Below are 18,203 nucleotides of genomic sequence, written 5' to 3' on the forward strand. Positions count from 1 at the left end.
TTAGCCTTGAAAAGGCTCGAGATGAAGGATGCGCCGCTACTGGCCGTTGCGGGCGCGCCAGAGAGCGCCTTCGATGGGGTCGACGGTGCCGGGGAGAACATGCACGGTGGGGAAGTCGCGCTGCAGTGAGGCGATGAGAGCTTCACGCACGGGCAGAACTTTTTCGAGGATGGAGCCGGTGAAGGCGACAGGCGGCGTGAAGGCGGCGTCGGTTGATGCCGCCTTCACGCGGTGCATGGTGAGGCGGACGAGTTCGCCGAGCTCTTCGCCTTGTTGATGCAGGACGTTGGCTGCGACGGCGTCGCCGTTGGCGGCGCAGCGCACGACGAGCTCGGTGAGTTGCGAGAAGTCGGGTGCGGGGACGCGGTTGGCGAAGGCGACGATGTCGTCGAGTGAGGTGAGGTTCCAGAACTTGAGCACTGCGGGGAGCAGTGTGGTGTCGATGCCGCGGTCGGTGGCGAGGAAGAGTGCGCGGAGAGCCTCGTGGCCGATGCGATGGCCGGAGCCTTGGTCTGCAAGCGCAGGGCCGTAACCGCCAGCGCCGATGAGCTTGCCCGTAGCGTCACGGCCGGCCACGTTGGAGCCGGTGCCTGCGATGGCGAGCACGCCGGGCTTGCCGAAGAAGGCAGCGTCCAGCGCAATCTCGATGTCGCCGAGGAGGAGGAACGAACCCGCGACGCGGGAGGGGATCTCTTCGTGGAGCCAATCGGTGACGAGCGGGACGGTATAGCCAGCGGTGCCGATGCAGGTGCAGTGGATGGACTGCATGGAGATGCCGGTCTGGGCGGTGAGCTCTTCGAGCGCCTGCTCTAGGTTCGCTGTGGCGGCGTCGGCGTCGGCGCGCATGCGTTTGATAGTGCCGGTGCGCACACGGGCTAGCTCGCGGGTGTCGTCGGCGAGAAGGTAGTCGGTCTTGGTGCCGCCGGCATCGATGGCGAGATAGTAGCTCATAAGGCAGTGGGTAGAGAGTAGTGGGTAGACAGTAGATAAGGCAAAGGTGACTGCAACGACAAACGCAGATTCCCTGCGGGAATGACAAACAAGATAACTGCGGTGCGGTCTTCGTGGGCGTCCTCGGCGAGGCTACTCGGCGAGGACGGCCTTGGTGAGGTTGCGGGGGTGATCGACGTCGATGCCATGAAGGATGGCGGTGAAGTAGGCGAGCATCTGTAGGGGGACTGTCTCAACGATGGGCAGCAGCGGCTCACGTACGGGTGCGACGAAGATGGTGTCGGTGGCGAGGGCGGAGACCTGCGTGTCGCCGGTGTTGGCGAGGGCCAGGATCTGTGCGCCCTGCTCGCGCATGTCGCGGAGGAGATGGACGACCTTCTCGTAGCGGAGGACGGACTCGGGGCTCGCGGGGTCGTAGGTGGCGAGCATGACGAGCGGCGTGCCTTCGCTGACGAGTGCGTTGGGGCCGTGTTTCAGCTCGCCGGATGGGTAGCCTTCGGCGTGCAGGTAGGCTGACTCCTTGAGCTTGAGCGCGCCTTCGCGGGCGATGGGGTAATGGACGTCGCGGCCGAGGAAGAGGAAGCTGCTGGCAGAGCTGTAGCGCCGCGCGATGGTGTGGATTGAGGTCTCCCATGCGGTGAGCTGCGAGGTGATGCTCTGCGGGATGGCGGCGATCTCGATGAGGCGTGCGGAGACCTCGGCAGAGGAGAGCTCGCCGAGGGTTTCGGCGGCGAGGAGCGTGAGGAGATTGAGGTTCAGCAGCTGCGTGGTGAAGCTTTTGGTGGCGGGGACGGCGCGCTCGCGGCCGCTTTCGGTCGGGAAGGAGACGGTCGCTTCGTTCGACATGGAGGAGCCGGCGACGTTGGTGATGGCGAGCGTGGGGTGGCCGGCCTGTTTTGCCTTGCGAAGGGCGGCGAGGGTGTCGGCGGTCTCGCCGGACTGCGAGATGACCATGACAGAGGCACGCTTGAGGGCGTTTTCCGAGCGGTAGGTGTACTCGCTGGCGTACTCGACGTCGACGTGGATGCCGGCGATGTCTTCGAAGAGGATCTCGCCGACCATGCCGGCGTGGCGGCTGGAGCCGCTGGCGGTGATGACGATCTCATCCTTGGCAGCGCGCAGCCACTCGCGCACGGGGGCGCAGATCTCCTCGCGGAAACGGCTGCCATCGACATAACGGTGGAGTGTGTTGGTGAGGGCTGCGGGCTGCTCGTGGATCTCGCGAAGCATCCAGTGGGGATAGGGGGAGGGCGTGACTTCAGGATTGGACATAGCGGGCCTGCTCGCTCTGAAATGAGCGTTTTCTATTGATACGATCACTTTACTTTACGGATTCTTAGATTTCAAGGGAGATATTGGCAAAATTTCGCCAACTTCGCTACACTCAGGCACCGAGAGCTTATCCATGTCAAAGAAGATCGATGTACGCGCGGACCGTATTATGCGGGCGCTGTTACGGGCAGGGGACATCTCTGTTCAGGAGCTGGTGGACCAGATTGGCACGTCGGCGCCGAGCATACGGCGTGACCTGGCGCGGCTGGAGAAGCGCGGGCTGGTGCTGCGGACACATGGCGGCGCGACGCTGGTGGAGCCTCTGCTGTATGAACCGTTCCGGCATGACACGTCGTTCCAGGCGCGTGAGCTGCGGTTTGCGGATGAGAAGCGGCGGATCGGTCTGGTGGCTAGTGAGCTGATCAGCGAGAAGGAGACGGTCGGGCTGATGGCGGGCACGACGACGACGCAACTGGGGCGCTCGCTGCGACACCGGCGCGGGATCTCGGTGATTACGAATGCGCTGAACATCGGCATGGAGCTGTGCAATCAGCCGGCGATCAAGACGACTCTGACCGGCGGCACGCTGGCGTGGGCGTGGACGTTTGCGCTGGCGGGGCAGCCGGCGCTGAACATGCTGAGGGACGTGTACCTGGACAAAGCGTTCATCAGCGCGACCGGCTTCGACATGGAGCGCGGTGTGACGACGCTGGAGCCGGAAGAGGCGACGGTGTCGCAGATGATGATCAAGCAGGCGCGCGAGGTGATCGTGGTAGCGGACTCGAGCAAGATGGGGCAGGTGAGCCCGGCGCTGATCTGCCCGATCTCGACTGTGAATGTGCTGGTGACAGATACCGCGCTGCCAGAAGAGACTTATGAAGCGTTGACCGATCGCGGGATCAGGGTGATCCGCGCGTAGTTTCCTGTGCCGAGCCCTGAGAGCGATTGAGTGAGTAAGATGGCAGGGTGCGACGGGAGGGTATGTTGCTTCAAGGTGTCTGGAGATTGACAGTAGCTGCATTGGCAGGCGTGCTGGCGCTGGGGGTGGTGGCGCAGACGCCGCTGCAGGTGAAGGGTGACCGGTTCGAGCTGCGGGGGAAGCCGTTTCAGATTCTCTCCGGTGAGGTGGAGTATGCGCGGATTCCGCGTGCGGACTGGGCGGACCGGCTGCGCAAGGTGCATGCCATGGGGCTCAACACCATCACGGTGTATGTGTTCTGGAACCTGCATGAGCCAAAGCCGGGCGTGTTTGACTTCAGTGGGCAGAACGATGTGGCGGCGTTCCTCCGTGCCGCGCAGGCTGAGGGGTTGTATGTAGTGCTGCGGCCCGGGCCGTATGTGTGTGCGGAGTGGGACCTGGGTGGGTATCCGGCGTGGCTGCTGAAGGACCATACGATGGTGCTGCGGAGTATGCAGCCGCAGTATCTGGCGGCAGTGCGGACGTGGATGATGCGGCTGGGTAAGGAGCTGTCGCCGCTGCAGGCAAGCCGCGGCGGCCCGATCATCGCGGTGCAGGTGGAGAACGAGTATGGCTCGTTCCAGGTGCCGGATGATGGCGGTGCGTATATGCGGACGATGGAGCAGATGGTGCGCGATGCGGGGTTTGGCGAGTCGCTGCTGTATACGGCCGATGGGCCAGAGGAACTGCCGAAGGGGTCGCTGCCGGACTTGCCGGCGGGGATCGACTTTGGGACGGGCGATGCGGCGCAGGGGATCGCGGTGTTCAAGAAGTATCGGCCAAACGCGCCGGTGTATGTGGCTGAGTACTGGGACGGGTGGTTCGATCACTGGGGATCGAAGCATGAGGTGACGGATGCGGCCAAGCAGGAGGCGGAGCTTCGGGACGTGATTGCGAAAGGCTACTCGATCAGCTTGTACATGATCCATGGTGGGACGAGCTTTGGCTGGATGAATGGGGCGAACTGGGACAGGAACAAGTATGAGCCGGATGTGTCGAGCTATGACTATGACGCGCCGATCGACGAGGCTGGGCGGCTGAGGCCGAAGTACTATGCGATGCGGAAGATCATCGCAGAGGCAACGCATGTGACGCCGCCAGCGGTGCCGGAGTTGGTCCCGATGATGACGCTGCCGGAGATGCGGCTGACCGAGACGCGTCCGTTGTGGGAGAAGCTGCCGAAGGCGATCGAAGCAGAAGCGCCGCTGGCGATGGAGGATGTGGACCAGGCTTATGGCTACATGCTGTATCGCACGCGATTGAAGAGCGATGTGCGAGGAGCAGTGCTGCATATCAGCGAGTTGCACAGCTATGCGCGAGTGTATCTGGATGGAGAGCTGGCGGGTGTGATCGACCGTCGGCTTGGGGAGACTGACCTGCCGCTGACAGCGCATGCAGGGCAACGGCTCGATCTGTTGGTGGAGAATACGGGGCGGATTAACTTTTCGGTGAAACTGCGTGGTGAGCGGGCTGGGATTCTGGGCGATGTGGTGCTGGGGGGTGTGACACTGCATGGGTGGCAGATGGTACCGCTGCCGCTGGAGGAGCCACCGGTGGATGGCTACTCTGCGAAGACCTGCAGTGGGCCTTGCTTTTACCGTGGCACATTTACTGTCAGCTCGCCGGGGGATACGTTCCTGAATACGGAGCGGCTGGGTAAAGGAGTTGTGTGGGTGAATGGGCATCTGCTGGGGCGGTTCTGGAATGTGGGGCCGATGGGTAGCTTGTATGTTCCGGGAGTCTGGTTGCATGCCGGGAGCAATGCTGTGACGGTGTTCGATCTGAATGGCGGCGCGGCGGAGATCCGGGGTGACGACCATCCGACGTATCTGCAGCCGGTGGCGGAATCGACGGCTGCCGACCGCTGACACCCTCCCCCCCCGGGTTTTCGGGGTAAGATACGCAGTACAAAGGGGTTAGCTTCATATCACCAACACACGGCATGCACTTTAATTTGAGGTGCGGCGGAGCGGTGCCGTGGCTGCTCGGGTGGCATTCAGTAGACCTGCTTGCATGGCTTGGCGCGGCACATGAGCGAATTTGTGCGTGGCTGGATTTGAAGCACATAAAAATGAATGATTTAGCACAATACAAACAAAATTTCGTTACGAGGAACAAGTTTTTGCTTGCGTACTTGCTCCGCAATGCGGTAGATTCCAGTCTCAACAGCGACAATTTGAGCATCTGAAGGTGATTTGAACAAAAAGATGACTCTAGAAGCCACTAGCTCTGTATGAATCGCTGCTGGATGTAAATCTCGAAGGCCGGAGACACACCATGAGAAATATCTGTTGTTCAAGAGCCCTACGCCTGCTGTTTTTACTGCTGTGCATTCCCCTTGCCGCAGCCGCACAGACGATTACCGGATCGGTGACCGGAACGGTAACAGACCCTAGCGGCGCTGCCATTCCTGGCGCCAAGGTTGCGGTTACCAATGTGGACACCGGAGTAACAGTCACGGACTCCGCCAACAGCGCCGGTATCTATAACGTGCGCTTCCTGCAGATCGGCCGATACAAGATTGTGACGACGGCGCCAGGTTTCAGCAAGCAGAACTATGGGCCGTTCTCTCTGGAGATCGACCAGGTAGCCAAGGTGGATGTGAAGCTGGCGGTCGGTGCGAATACGACGACCGTGGATGTGTCCGAGAGCGCGCAGCCGATTCTGAATACAGAGAATGCGACTCTGGGCGAGACGTTCACCGAGAACACGATCAACAGCGTTCCCCTGAATGGACGTGACTTTTCGCAGCTGACGGTCTTTACGCCCGGTGCGGTCTCGACTGACTATGGTGCGTTCGGCGGACAGCAATCCAAGGAGCGTGATACAGGTGGCAGCACGGTCGCCAATGTTAACGGCAACCGTGGTCAATCGAACAACTACATTCTCGATGGTCAGGAGATCAATGAGAACCTGAACAACACCATCGGCTATACCCCCAGCCCTGATTCGCTGGACCAGATCCGCGTGATCAGCTCGAATGCGAACGCCGAGTTCGGAAACGTGAACGGCGGCGAAGTGCTGATGGTGACCAAGAGCGGTACGAACAAGTTTCATGGCAGTGTGTTCGGCTTCCTGGAGAACGACAACCTGGATGCGAATAGCTGGACGAACAAGTACAACGCGCCGAACATCATTGCCCGCAACCCATACACGCAGACCATCTTCGGAGGTACGTTCGGTGGTCCGATCTTCAAGGACAAGCTGTTCTTCTTTATGGACTATGAGGGCTACCGCGAGCATACGGGTGGCACCACGCAGTTCAGCGTCGCGCCGGCAGCCTTCCGCGGCCTAACCGCGACGGCCAACTGTCCGACTGGCGATGCCGACCTTTCGTCGCTGATCGCCGCGCAGAGCTTGCAGCTTTATAACACGCAGACCGCCGGCGGCCCTACGCCTTACGCGAACAACTGTGTGCCGATTACGAATCCGGTTGCGAAGTATTTGTTCGCGCATCCGAACATCTATCCGCTGCCCAACACGCCGACGACCGACCCGACTGGTGTGCAGAACAACCTGACCGGCCCGACGGGCAGCTACCAGAAGAACGATCAGGCCGATATCAAGATCGACTGGCACTTCTGGGACAAGAATGTGATCTCTGCACGCTACTCGCAGGGTTACGCGCAGGACGGTACGACGAAGGAACCGATCCCGGTGCAGTTCCCGTCGGCGTCGAGCTATCCCGATCACCTGTTTACGGTGGACTGGACGTATGCTGTCAACCCCGCGATCGTGAACCAGGCGCGTGCATCATATGCGCGCATCCGTTACAACAGCGGCGTGACGACGGACCCCAGCGGCGTGTTCGGGCTGAACGGCAACTCGATTGTCGGCATCCCAAGCCAGGCGCAAGAGACGGCCGGCTTCAGTCAGCAGACGTTCTCGAATGCCAGCCCCTCGACGACTACGGCTGGTGCGCTTGCTGTTGTGAGCAACGTGGGTGCGAACCCGACGCCTGAGATCTTCATCGACAACGTGTTCCAGTACAGCGATAATCTGACGTGGCAGAAGGGCAAGCACCTGCTGAAGTTCGGCGCCGAGTTGACGCGGTACCAGCAGAACAGCTTCTACCCCGGCAACGATGGTGAGCTTGGCTCGTTCACCTACACCGGCCAGTTCACGACGCCTGTAGGCGCAAGCACGACGTATGGCTTTGCGGACTTCCTGCTGGGTGACTCCGGCGACGCTTCGGTGGGCCAGGTTGTGGGCCGCACCGGCCAGCGCCAGTACCGCAATGCCTACTTCGCTCAAGACGACTGGAAGGTAACGCCTACGTTGACCCTGAACCTGGGCCTGCGGTATGAGTATGACCAGCCGATCTACGAAGTGAACAACAAGATGGCCAACATCAACCTGACAACCGGTGCGGTGGAGTACGCGGGCAGCGTGCCTTCCGCTAACACGTTCGCCAATGCGACGGTTTGCCCAACGCGTGCGTGCTACAGCTCCAACTACAACAACTTCATGCCGCGCATTGGTTTCTCGTACCAGCCGCGGGCGAAGATGGTGCTCCGTGGCGGCTATGGCATCACCACCTACCTGGAAGGCACTGGCGCAAACCTTCGCCTGACACAGAACCCGCCGTTCCATAACGACTTTGAAGCGAAGGCGACCTACCCGAGCGGTTCCGGCGCGACGTACTCGGGCGGTGCGCCGGTTCTTACGACCGACGGCTTTCCAACTACGACGCCGCCGGTGACGACGTTCTACGCATGGAAGAACAACCTGCAGTCCGCTGTGATCCAGGAGTTCTCGTTGACGACCGAATACCAGGTGACGAACACCTCGTCGCTGCAGGTCGGATACGTCGGTGAGATTGGGCATCACCTCGTCGATCCGGCTTATGGCGATCAGGCACCAAGTGCGACTGCCCCCCAGCCGTATCAGAACATCGTTGGCCTGAATGGCACGGTGAAGATTACGGCTTCAGATGCGAACCTGAACTACAACGCATTGCAGGCAATCTTCCGCCAGCATCTGAAGGGCGGACTGGAGTTCACGGCGAACTACACTTATGCCAAGGCGCTGACCGACGATATCGGCTACTACGGCGCCGCGGACATTCAACAGCAGTACTACCAGCAGGACTACTACAACATCGGTGGCGATTACGGTCCGGCGGGCGACGACGTGCGACATGCGTTCAGCGCGACGGGCACCTATACGCTGCCGTATGGTCATGGCCAGAGGTGGGGTGGGGATTCCAACCTCATCATGCAGGAGTTGCTGGGCGGCTGGAAGCTGAGCGGTTCGGGCGTTGCCTACACAGGTTTCCCGGTGACGGTGACTTCGAACGCGGTGTACTCGAATACGGTGAATGCGTATCCGGGCGCGGCGCGGCCGCAGGAGCTGTTGCCGGTGACGATCCAGAACCGTTCGGTGGCTCACTGGTTCGGCACGGCGCCAGCGATGATCCACGCTTGCAACTCCGACCAGGCGACGGCGACGTACTCGACCGGCAACGGTGGAACGGCGACCGTGAACTGCGTGTTCGCGGAGCAGCCGACGAACGCGTTCGGCAATGTCAGCACTGGCTCACTGCGTGCGCCGGGCTTCCTGAACATCGACGCCGCGTTGCAGAAGAGCTTCAAGACGTATGAAGACCAGCACCTGGACTTCCGCGCCGATTTCTTCAACGTGGGCAATATTGCAAGCTACGCGAACCCGGACAACGGCATCCAGGATACGAACTTCGGTCAGATCACGAGCACGCGATCGACGGAGCGTCATATCCAGCTGGAGCTGAAATACGCGTTCTAACGAGCTGGCTTTTCTCTAGTCCTGAGCCGGAGAGGATGCTCTCTCCGGCTCATTTTTCTATAGGCTTTCCAACAGAGAGGTAAGGCAATGAAGCGAGTAGTTTGGGCGATGGTGCTGGGCGCGGTGTTGAGCGGAACGTGTGCGCAGGCGCAGAAGGTGGAGTTCTGGATGGGGAATGGGAAGGCTTCGGTCGACTCGTTCATGGCGCACAAGGACAAGATCGATGTGATCTCGCCGACGTGGTACCAGATTGATGAGAACGGGCTGGTGACGGGCGAGCCGCAGCCGGTGGTGCTGAAGGCCGCACACGATGCGCATATGACGATCATTCCGCTGTTCGCGCTGTTCAACTGGAAGAAGCTGCATCAGCTGGCAGGCGATACGAAGGCGCAGGATGCGCTGATCGCGGGGCTGATCAGGGAGTGCAAGAATAACGGCTATGATGGCGTGAACCTGGACATCGAAGATGTGATGTGGACGGACCGCGATGGGCTGTCGGCGCTGGTGAAGCGCGTGGCCGATGCGCTGCATGCCGAGCACCTGCAGGTGCAGATCGATGTGTGCCCGAATGCTCCAGGGTATGCGGGCGAGATGGCATTCAGCAAGTGGATCTTTGAGGAGTGGCGGCTGGGATACGACCTGAAGGCGCTGGGTGAGGTTGTCGATACGCTGTGTTTGATGACGTATGACCAGAACACGCGGTGGACGACTCCGGGGCCGGTGGGTGGCTGGATATGGACGAAGCAGAACCTGGACTATGCGCTGAAGGTGGTGCCGAAGAACAAGCTGTCGCTGGGCATCGCTGTGTATGGCTACCACTGGTATACGGGCGATCCGGGGCTGGACAAGGACGAGAAGAAGCCAAACCCGACGGCGGAGTACATCTCATACGCGAACACGATCCAGTATCGCGATACCTATGGCGGCAAGACGCAGTGGGATGAGGATGACCATACGCCGTGGTTCTACATCTACCGCGACCAGATGCGCGAGTGGTTCTTCTATACGGACAAGCGCGCGTTCATGGACCGCTATGGCATGGCGAAAGATGCTGGGGTCTATGGCGTGTGCTCGTGGGTGCTGGGTGAGGAAGATCCGGCGATCTGGGCGGCGATTCCTGACAAACGATAGCAGAATGTTGTGAGTGGCGAGGCCGTTGCTGATGCGACGGCCTCGCTGTTTTAACTCGCCTGGGTCTGGCCGGAGAAATAGGTGACGGCCGGCTGCACGAGTTTGGGGCGAGGGGTGACTGGCCGTGCTGCGGTCCGCGGCTTTGCCTTCAAGGCGGTGGTGGCGCACTTGAGAGCGACGTTGCGGAAGATGGCCATCGCCGCGGAGTCGTTGGAGAGCATGCTGGCGAGACCAAGCTGAAATGTGGGGAGCTCTTCCTGGAAGGGACGCGCGACGATGTTAGGGAAGACGCAGGCCTCCATGGCGCGGGTGGCGATGGCGAGGCCTTCGCCGGCGGCGGCGTAGGCGAACTGCACGGTGCAGGACTGTGGCGACTCGACGATGCGCGGTGTGATGCCGAAGGGGGCGAGCAGCGCGCGCACGAACGGTTGATGGAAGCGGCAGTCCTTCATCCGCGACGCGATGATGGGCGTGGTGCGCAGACACTCGACGGAGATGGCGTCCATCTGCGCGAGCGGGCTGCGGCAGGAGACCATCGCCATGAGGCTGTCTTCGTAGAGCGGATCGAAGTGCAGGCCGGGCACGGGCAGCGAGCCGACCATGAGCAGTGCGTCGACTTTGCCCTCGGGCAGGCGCGCGATCATCTGCTCGGTGGTGAGCTCGATGACCTCGAGTTCGAAGTCGGGGTACATCTCCGTGAGCATGCGGAGGATGGATGGCAGCAGAACGAACTGGCCGACGGGCCCGCAGGCGACGCGGAGCTGCAGGCGCGTGTTGATGTTGCTGAGAGCTTCGTGCGCGCTGTCGACGGTGTCCATGATGGTCTGCGCGTAGTCGCGGAAGGCGCGGCCAGCTTCAGTGAGGCGCACCTGCTGGCGGTCGCGGACGAAGAGTTTTGCGCCGAAGGCTTCCTCAAGGGACTTGATCTGGAAGCTGATGGTGGGCTGGCTCATGTAGAGCACGCGCGCGGTCTTGTTGTAGTTCAGCAGGTCAGCGAGCGTGAGGAAGCATTGCAACTGCCGAATGCGAAAGTCCAAGAGCGGCCTCCGAGAGGTGGAGTGGCGACACGTTCGCGGCGGACCGAAATCCACCGTGAGGGCTTGCGGTTTGCTTGTCTAGGGGAGGCTTTCTGGCTACGCGCGAAGGCAGAGGGTGGACGGCGTGGTCCGTTGCTATCGCAACTATATTTTCATCAACGTATCACAATTCTATTACGCGCGAAAATCTTTTGATTAGACAGCCTCCAGCGCTGACGATATGCTCGGCTCATACCTGATCAAGCTGTCTGGGCGCACGTGAGATCTCAGATCTCTGCAACTATTTGAACCTGTTGCGAGAAGAGTTTTCGAACGCAACTGCTGGCGGGGCAAGGCACAAGCCAAGCTCTGGAACGCTCTCACCCATCTCTCGACGACGCGAATGCTGAGCTTTCGCGCGGCGGCGGGGGTGTCTTTGAACAACGGAATACTGCGTGTCCTGGCCCTGTCTGCCCGGAGGCCGCGGCGGTATCGCCCTATGGCGATGGTTTCGTTGCACTTCCTACTGAACCATTCAAACCCATGATCTGTGTGAGGTCTTCTTTTGATGCGAGCGCGTCTTCTGTCCTTGTTTCTGCTTCTTGCAGCCTGCACCGTGTGTACGCTTCCAGCCTTAGCGCAACAGACCGGAATCAGCGGCGTGGTGACCGACGCGCAGGGCGGAGGCTTGCCTGGTGCGAAGGTTGAGGTAAAGAAGACGGGCGGCGGCACGTTTTTGACGACCGCAAACGGGCAGGGCACCTATGTTGTGCCCAACCTGACGGCGGCGGAGTATACGATCTCCGCAAGCGCGCCGGGGTTTGCGACGGTGGAGAGGAAGGTGGAGCTGCTGGTGGGGCAGCTGGCGCAGATCAACGTCAGCCTGCCGCTGGCATCGACTTCGACCGCGGTGGTGGTGGAAGCTACAAGCGATCTGGCGATCGATACCACGTCTTCAGCAGTTGCCGGCAACGTGACGCCGAAGGAGGTTCAGGACGTACCGATCAACGGGCGCAACTATGTGGAGCTGTCGGCGCTGGTGCCGGGCATCAAGGCGAACTCGTTCGGGAACACGCCGGCGGCCTCGGGGCAGTCGACGAATGCCGGTGATGCGGAGACGGGCAAATTCCAGATCACGATGGACGGGCTGCAGGTGTCGCAGGACTCGGTGGGGTCGAGCTTTGGACAGCCGAAGTTTTCGCAGGATGCGATCTCGCAGTTTCAGATCATCACGGACCGTTTCGATGCGACCTCGGGCCGCTCGGCGGGCATTTATGTGAACGTGCAGACGAAGACCGGCACGAATTCGATGCACGGTGGTGCGTTCGGATACTTCCGCAACTCGTTCTTCAATGCGTCGGACCCCATTGCGAAGAAGGTGCTCGACTTCTCGGACCAGCAGTATGGCGGCACGCTGGGCGGCGCGATCAAGAGGGACAAGCTGTGGTACTTCGGATCGTATGAGGGCGAGCATCAGCCGAATACGGCGACGATCAGCCCCTATGTGACGACCACGGCCGGAGCGCTGTTCTCGCACGCGACGATCTTCAAGGTGAATGAGTACCTGGGCCGCGTGGATTACCAGATGAACGACAAGAACCACTTCTTTCTGCGCGGCGATGGGTTTACGCAGAAGAGCAGCTTTGTGGCGGGTTCCGATCCGAGCCAGTCGTATTCGTCGTCGGTGTCGAGTTCGGGTTTTGTGGCGGACTGGAACCGCAGCCTCAGCGACCATCTGATCAACGATCTGCATGGCGGCTTCCACTACTTTCAGTTCCAGAACCTGCCGTTCTTCAGCACGGGTTCGATCCAGGTTTCGCTGCCTGGCGGCGTCACGGTCGGCGAGCCTTATAACGAACCGGAGGTCTTCGATCAGTACTCGCAGCAGTATCGCGACGACCTGTTCTGGCTGAAGGGCAAGCACAGCGTAAAGATGGGCGGGGAGTATCTGTTCACCAAGCATGGGGGGCAGTTTCCGCAGTATCTGCGCGGCGGTCTTACGTGCTCGGGCGTGACAGCGTCACAGAGCCTGTACAACCAGTTCTTCCCGAACGGCACGCTCGATCCGAGCACGTGGAACTATGCGCTGTTGAACCAGGATTGCACCAGCACAAGCTACATCCAGGCGTTTGGGCAGTACAACATCGACATCGACCGCAACATCATCGGCGTGTGGGCGCAGGACGACTGGAAGATTCTGCCGAAGCTGACGTTGAACCTTGGCCTTCGTTACGACAATGACCTGGGAGCCTACAACACGGGCTACAAGCCGACGCCCGGCCTGCTGACGCCGAACACGAACCCGAACCTGAACTTTGGGCCGCGTCTCGGGTTCTCGTATGACCCGCGCGGCGATGGCAAGACGTCGATCCGCGGCGGCGCCGGTTTGTACTATGCCGACCAGGTGGCGAACCCAATCATCGACGAAGAGCTGTACAGCAGCACGGCGCGCGCGCTGCAGGCAACCGTGGCTGGCAGCCCCAGCACACCATTAAGCCTGCCGACACCTTTCACGGGACAGAACCCGTCCTCCAACCCGGATGGATATGTGAATACGCCGCAACCGGTGGCGCGCGGGTCGAAGACACCCTATGCGCTGCAGGCCTCGATTGGCGGAGCGCACGAGTTCGGCAGCAAGACTGCGGTTACCGCGGACTTTGTGCATATGCGTGTGTATGACGACTTCATCCTGTTGTCGGCGAACATCCTTGAGAACCCGGCGAACGCGGAGCAGAACCTGATTCCTACCGCCCCAATTACAGCGGCGAACTATGCGTCGCGTGTATGCGGCAATGGCGACATCACGCTTGACTCGGTGACGAACCTTGCAACCGGCGCGCCAAACAATGGCAACCCGAACGCGTCGCCTGCGCTGAACGTGTGCAACAACCTGTTCGGCACGGGTACGCGCACGTTCACTACATATCCGGGTGCGGGTGTGATCGCCGATGACCTGCAGATTGGCGTGAAGCATGCGACGACCAAGGGCTTTACGGGCGCGGTCGCGTATACGTGGGGGCGCACGAAGAACTCGACGGGCGGGCAGTTCTCGTATCCGAACAAGCCGTTCCGTCCAGGCATCCAGCAGGAGTGGGCGAATGGCACGGACGACCAGCGGCATACGCTGACGATGAACGGCGAGTACCAGTGGAAGTATGGGCTCTCGCTATCGAGCCTCTATCACTTCGGCTCGGGGCTTGCGTTTGCGCCGACCTCGGGCGGCAGCGTGAACGGTTACACAGGCAGCACGCGCACGTTTGGCTACTCGGTGGCGAATGGGCAGAGCCTTTTGTCGCAGCCGATTGCGCCGGGGGCCACGTGCCCGGTGGCGCACTGCACAACGATCTATGCGCCACTCTCGAAGGTGTCCTATGACGCGAACTATGGTTACTGGGTGATCCAGCGCGATGGGTTCCGCGGAACGAAGTACAACCGCGTGGACGCTCGGCTGCAGGAGAATTTCACGATCAAGGAGAAGTATCACGCGATCGTCGCGGTGGAGGCGTTCAACCTGTTCAACCATGCGAACTACGGCAACTTCGCGACGGCGGCCACGACAGGCACTGGCGCGAACGCGTATGGTACGCCTATCGCATCGTCGGGCGCGCCGTTTGAGTACCAGGCGAGATCGTTGCAGTTCATCGGACGGTTCTCGTTCTAAGTCACCCTGAAGTGCGGCGGCACGGCGTGTATGCGCTGTGCCGCCCTGTCACGTCTACCACTGTCTCGTTCCACAACCCCCGGAGATGATGTATGCCGATTGCAGTAGCTGGATTCGTCGTGAAGCGTTTTGTGTCTGTGTCTCTTACTGCAACTGTGCTGGTGACGGCCGCGATGGCGCAGAAGACGATCACGGTGACGCAGGGAACGGACATGCAGGTGGCGGTGTCGCCGAACCACAAGACAGTGCTGGCGGACCTGCAGGGGATGATCTACTCGATACCGTTTGCGGGCGGGACGGCGAAGCAGTTGACCGATGCGCTGCATGAGGAGTCGCATCCGGACTGGTCGGCGAAGGGTGACCTGGTGGCGCTGCAGAGCTACTACGGCGGGACGTTTCATATCTGGACGATGCATCCGGATGGCAGTGGGCTGAAGCAGATTACGTTTGGTCACGGCGACGATCGCGAGCCGCGCATCTCGCCGGATGGGAAGACGATTGCGTTCACCTCGGACCGCGCGTTTGAGGGGTCGTATGACATCTGGACGGTGGACATTGCGACAGGCAAGCTGACGCGGGTGACGTCGTCGCCTGCGGATGAGTTTGGGCCGAACTGGACGCCGGATGGCAAGTCGCTGGCGTTTATCAGTGGCACGGGTATCGCTGGGAAGTCGGTTGAGCTGATCGATCTCGCGACGAAACAGCAGAAGACGCTGGCGTCGATCGATCCAGCGAAAGGAAGGCTGGAGGCGCCGAGCTTTTCTCCGGATGGCAAGCTGCTGGCGTATGTGCGCTTCGGCGGCGAAGGCATGTTCATGGACGATGCGCACCTGGAGGTGGTGACGGCGAGCGGCTCAAAGCCGGTGTATACGGGCAAGGCCATCGACACGTTTCCGTTTCCGGCGGTGTGGCTTTCGGACTCGGAGCTGGTGTACAGCGGCGATGGGAAGATTCTGAAGACGGACGTGAGTGCGCGCAGCGAGGCGGCGATCCCGTTCAGTGCGGCGATCCCTACGTGGCGGCCGAAGTATGTGCACAAGCACTATGACTTCGATTCGACAGCGACGCGCACGGTGAAGGGCATCTATGCGCCGGCGCTTTCGCCCGATGGAAAGAGCGTGGCGTTTGTTGCGCTGAACCAGTTGTATGTGATGCGCATCGGCGGCAAGCCTGTGGCGATTACGCATGACAGCTTCTACAAGCAGGGGCCGGCGTGGTCTCCCGATGGGAAGACGCTGGCGTACGTGACCGACAAGGACGGCATCGAGAACATCTATCTGCATGAGATGAACGCGGCGAGCGATGTGCATGATGCGCGCGTCGCACCGAGTGAGTCTGCCGAGATCATGCCGGCGTGGTCGCCGGATGGGAAGCTGATTGCGTTTCAGGACGAGAAGATGGCGACGATGATCGCCGATGTGGCGACGGGCAAGATTCGCCTGCTGGCGCCGACGACGTTCTTCCCAGGGCGGGCGGCGTTTTCTCCGAACGGCAAAACGGTGGCGATTGCGACGATCAAACCGTATACCAAGCGGTTTCGCGAGGGCACGAGCCAGATTCTTACCGTCGATGTTGCGACGGGGAAGCAGAAGTTCTTTGAGCCTGCGCCGTTTGAGTCCGTAACGACGCGCACCGAAGATGGGCCGATCTATGCGCCAAACGGCAAGGAGATGGCGTTCGTGATGGACGACCTGCTGTATACGATGCCGGTGGATGAGAACGGGTATCCGGATGGCAAGGCGCGGCTGCTGGGCGATGAGACGACCGATGCGGTGACCTACAGCGGCGACTCGAAGCACCTGCTGTTTTTGAGCGATGGCAAGCTGCAGCTGATCGATCGCGCGACGCGGAAGATCACGCCGGTGGCCGTGGACCTGACGTATCGACCGTCGAAGCCAGAGGACAAGATCCTGATTCACGCGGCGCGGTTCTGGAAGGGCGAGGGGCCGGATGAACAGACGGACGTCGACATTCTGATTACAGACAACCGCATTACGAGCGTGACACCGCACTCGGCGACAGTGCCTGCGGGAGTGACGCGCGTGATTGAGGCGAAGGACTCGACCGTGATGCCGGGGCTGTGGGAGAACCACGCGCATCCTGACTCGGATAACGGCATCTACTACGGCGGGCGGATGGGCAGGCTGTGGCTGGCGTATGGTGTGACGGAGCTGAAGGGACTGGCGGACAACGCGTATCGCGCGGTGGAACACAAGGAGTCCTATGTGTCGGGCGCGGCTGTGGGGCCGCGGCTGTTCGATACGGGTGAGGCGATCGACGGCGAACGCGTGTACTACCCGATGATGATTCCGACGACGTCGGAGGCGCAGCTGCATCGCGAGTTTGCACGGCTGAAGGCGCTGGACTTCGACTTCGTGAAGCTCTATGTGCGGCTGCCGTTCACGATGGCGAAGGAGGGTGCGGCGTTTGGGCATGAGCAGATGGGTGTGCAGTCGGCAGGGCATTATCTGCTGCCGGCAGTGGACCTTGGCGAAGATGGGATGACGCATATCTCGGCCACATCGCGTTGGGGTTGGGCGTACTCGCGCTCGCTGACGGGACGCAGCTATGAGGATGTGCACAAGCTGCTGGTGGACTCCGGCATGTGGACGATCTCGACGACGTTCTCGCAGGAGCCGTACAAGGATGACCCGGGCATGGCGACCGATGTGCGGCAGGGCATTGCGCCGCCGTGGGAGAATGCGCGGCTGAAGAAGGCCGTCGATCTGGCTGAGCACTCGGACGAGACGCCTGCGCTGCAGCATCTGCGGGACGAAGAGGTGACGGTGGCCGATGACTTCCGCAAAGGTGGGTTCATCCTAGCGGGGACGGATTCGCCGCTGGATATCCCGGCGACGAGCTTGCACCTGAACCTGCGCGCGCAGGTGAAGTTCGGGATGAAGCCGTGGCAGTCGCTGGAGACGGTGACGAGCCTGCCAGCGAAGGCCTATGGACTGGACAAGGACCTCGGCACGCTGGAGCCGGGGCACCTTGCCGATCTGATTATCACGGCCGGCAATCCGCTGGTGAACATCGACGACACGATCCGCGTGGAGTGCGTGATGAAGAATGGCAAGCTTTGGAGTGTGTCGCAGGTGGCCGCGCCGTTTGCGAAGGTGAACACGGGGGCGAAGATGTGTCCTGCGCAGTGAGCGCGGGGACAGGTGGGAGTAAGAGCGAGAAGGTTCCTGTAAGTGTGCGGTGTTCGCCCTGAGGGTGTCACCGCACGCTTTGCCTGCAAGTTGAACCGTTTCAACAAAGAACAGGCCTGAAAAAGGAGACGGACAAGGGATCGGCGCCGAAGCATAGATGTCCGACAGGATTTCTAACTTGACAAACGTGTTTGCGGTGAATGAGATTGATGTCCATCAGGTAAGTTGGCACTTGCAACAATTCTGTATCGAGCCCACCGCGAAAGCCGCAGAGTTCTCACGCAGGTCCAAGTGCAACA

The 18,203-nt window shown here is 60.9% G+C and carries 9 protein-coding genes; 6 read left to right on the forward strand and 3 right to left on the reverse strand.

The window, feature by feature from the left end; translation table 11 throughout:
* Positions 1–36 precede the first annotated feature (36 nt).
* Both GOB94_RS12580 and GOB94_RS12585 read right to left on the reverse strand, forming a co-directional pair.
* The gene (locus tag GOB94_RS12580) at positions 37–951 is read right to left on the reverse strand and encodes a BadF/BadG/BcrA/BcrD ATPase family protein (protein ID WP_182276242.1); all 915 of its coding nucleotides are present in this window, start codon (positions 949–951) and stop codon (positions 37–39) included.
* Between the two features lie 132 nt (positions 952–1,083).
* A complete protein-coding gene (locus GOB94_RS12585; RefSeq protein WP_182276243.1) occupies positions 1,084–2,223 on the reverse strand; it encodes an SIS domain-containing protein in 1,140 nt (379 codons plus the stop codon).
* Between the two features lie 133 nt (positions 2,224–2,356).
* Between GOB94_RS12585 and GOB94_RS12590 the strand changes: the two genes are divergently transcribed.
* From GOB94_RS12590 to GOB94_RS12605, 4 genes are all read left to right on the forward strand, one after another.
* On the forward strand, positions 2,357–3,142 hold the full coding sequence (locus tag GOB94_RS12590; RefSeq protein WP_182276244.1) for a DeoR/GlpR family DNA-binding transcription regulator: 786 nt from the start codon (positions 2,357–2,359) through the stop codon (positions 3,140–3,142).
* A gap of 86 nt (positions 3,143–3,228) precedes the next feature.
* Positions 3,229–5,049, forward strand: a complete 1,821-nt coding sequence (locus tag GOB94_RS12595) for a glycoside hydrolase family 35 protein (protein WP_255483929.1) — start codon at positions 3,229–3,231, stop codon at positions 5,047–5,049.
* A gap of 502 nt (positions 5,050–5,551) precedes the next feature.
* Positions 5,552–8,944, forward strand: coding sequence for a TonB-dependent receptor (locus GOB94_RS12600; protein ID WP_182276246.1), 3,393 nt, complete (start codon positions 5,552–5,554; stop codon positions 8,942–8,944).
* 87 nt (positions 8,945–9,031) lie between these two features.
* A complete protein-coding gene (locus GOB94_RS12605; protein ID WP_182276247.1) occupies positions 9,032–10,075 on the forward strand; it encodes a glycosyl hydrolase family 18 protein in 1,044 nt (347 codons plus the stop codon).
* Between the two features lie 50 nt (positions 10,076–10,125).
* Here the strand turns inward: GOB94_RS12605 and GOB94_RS12610 are convergent, their stop codons facing one another.
* Positions 10,126–11,112 (reverse strand): LysR family transcriptional regulator, encoded by a 987-nt coding sequence (locus tag GOB94_RS12610; protein WP_182276248.1) that lies wholly within the window; start codon positions 11,110–11,112, stop codon positions 10,126–10,128.
* A gap of 595 nt (positions 11,113–11,707) precedes the next feature.
* Here GOB94_RS12610 and GOB94_RS12615 point away from each other — a divergent pair.
* A complete protein-coding gene (locus tag GOB94_RS12615; protein ID WP_182276249.1) occupies positions 11,708–14,752 on the forward strand; it encodes a TonB-dependent receptor in 3,045 nt (1,014 codons plus the stop codon).
* A gap of 92 nt (positions 14,753–14,844) precedes the next feature.
* A complete protein-coding gene (locus GOB94_RS12620) occupies positions 14,845–17,904 on the forward strand; it encodes an amidohydrolase family protein (protein ID WP_182276250.1) in 3,060 nt (1,019 codons plus the stop codon).
* The last annotated feature ends 299 nt before the right edge of the window (positions 17,905–18,203 follow it).

The organism is Granulicella sp. 5B5 (assembly GCF_014083945.1).
GTDB lineage: Bacteria > Acidobacteriota > Terriglobia > Terriglobales > Acidobacteriaceae > Granulicella.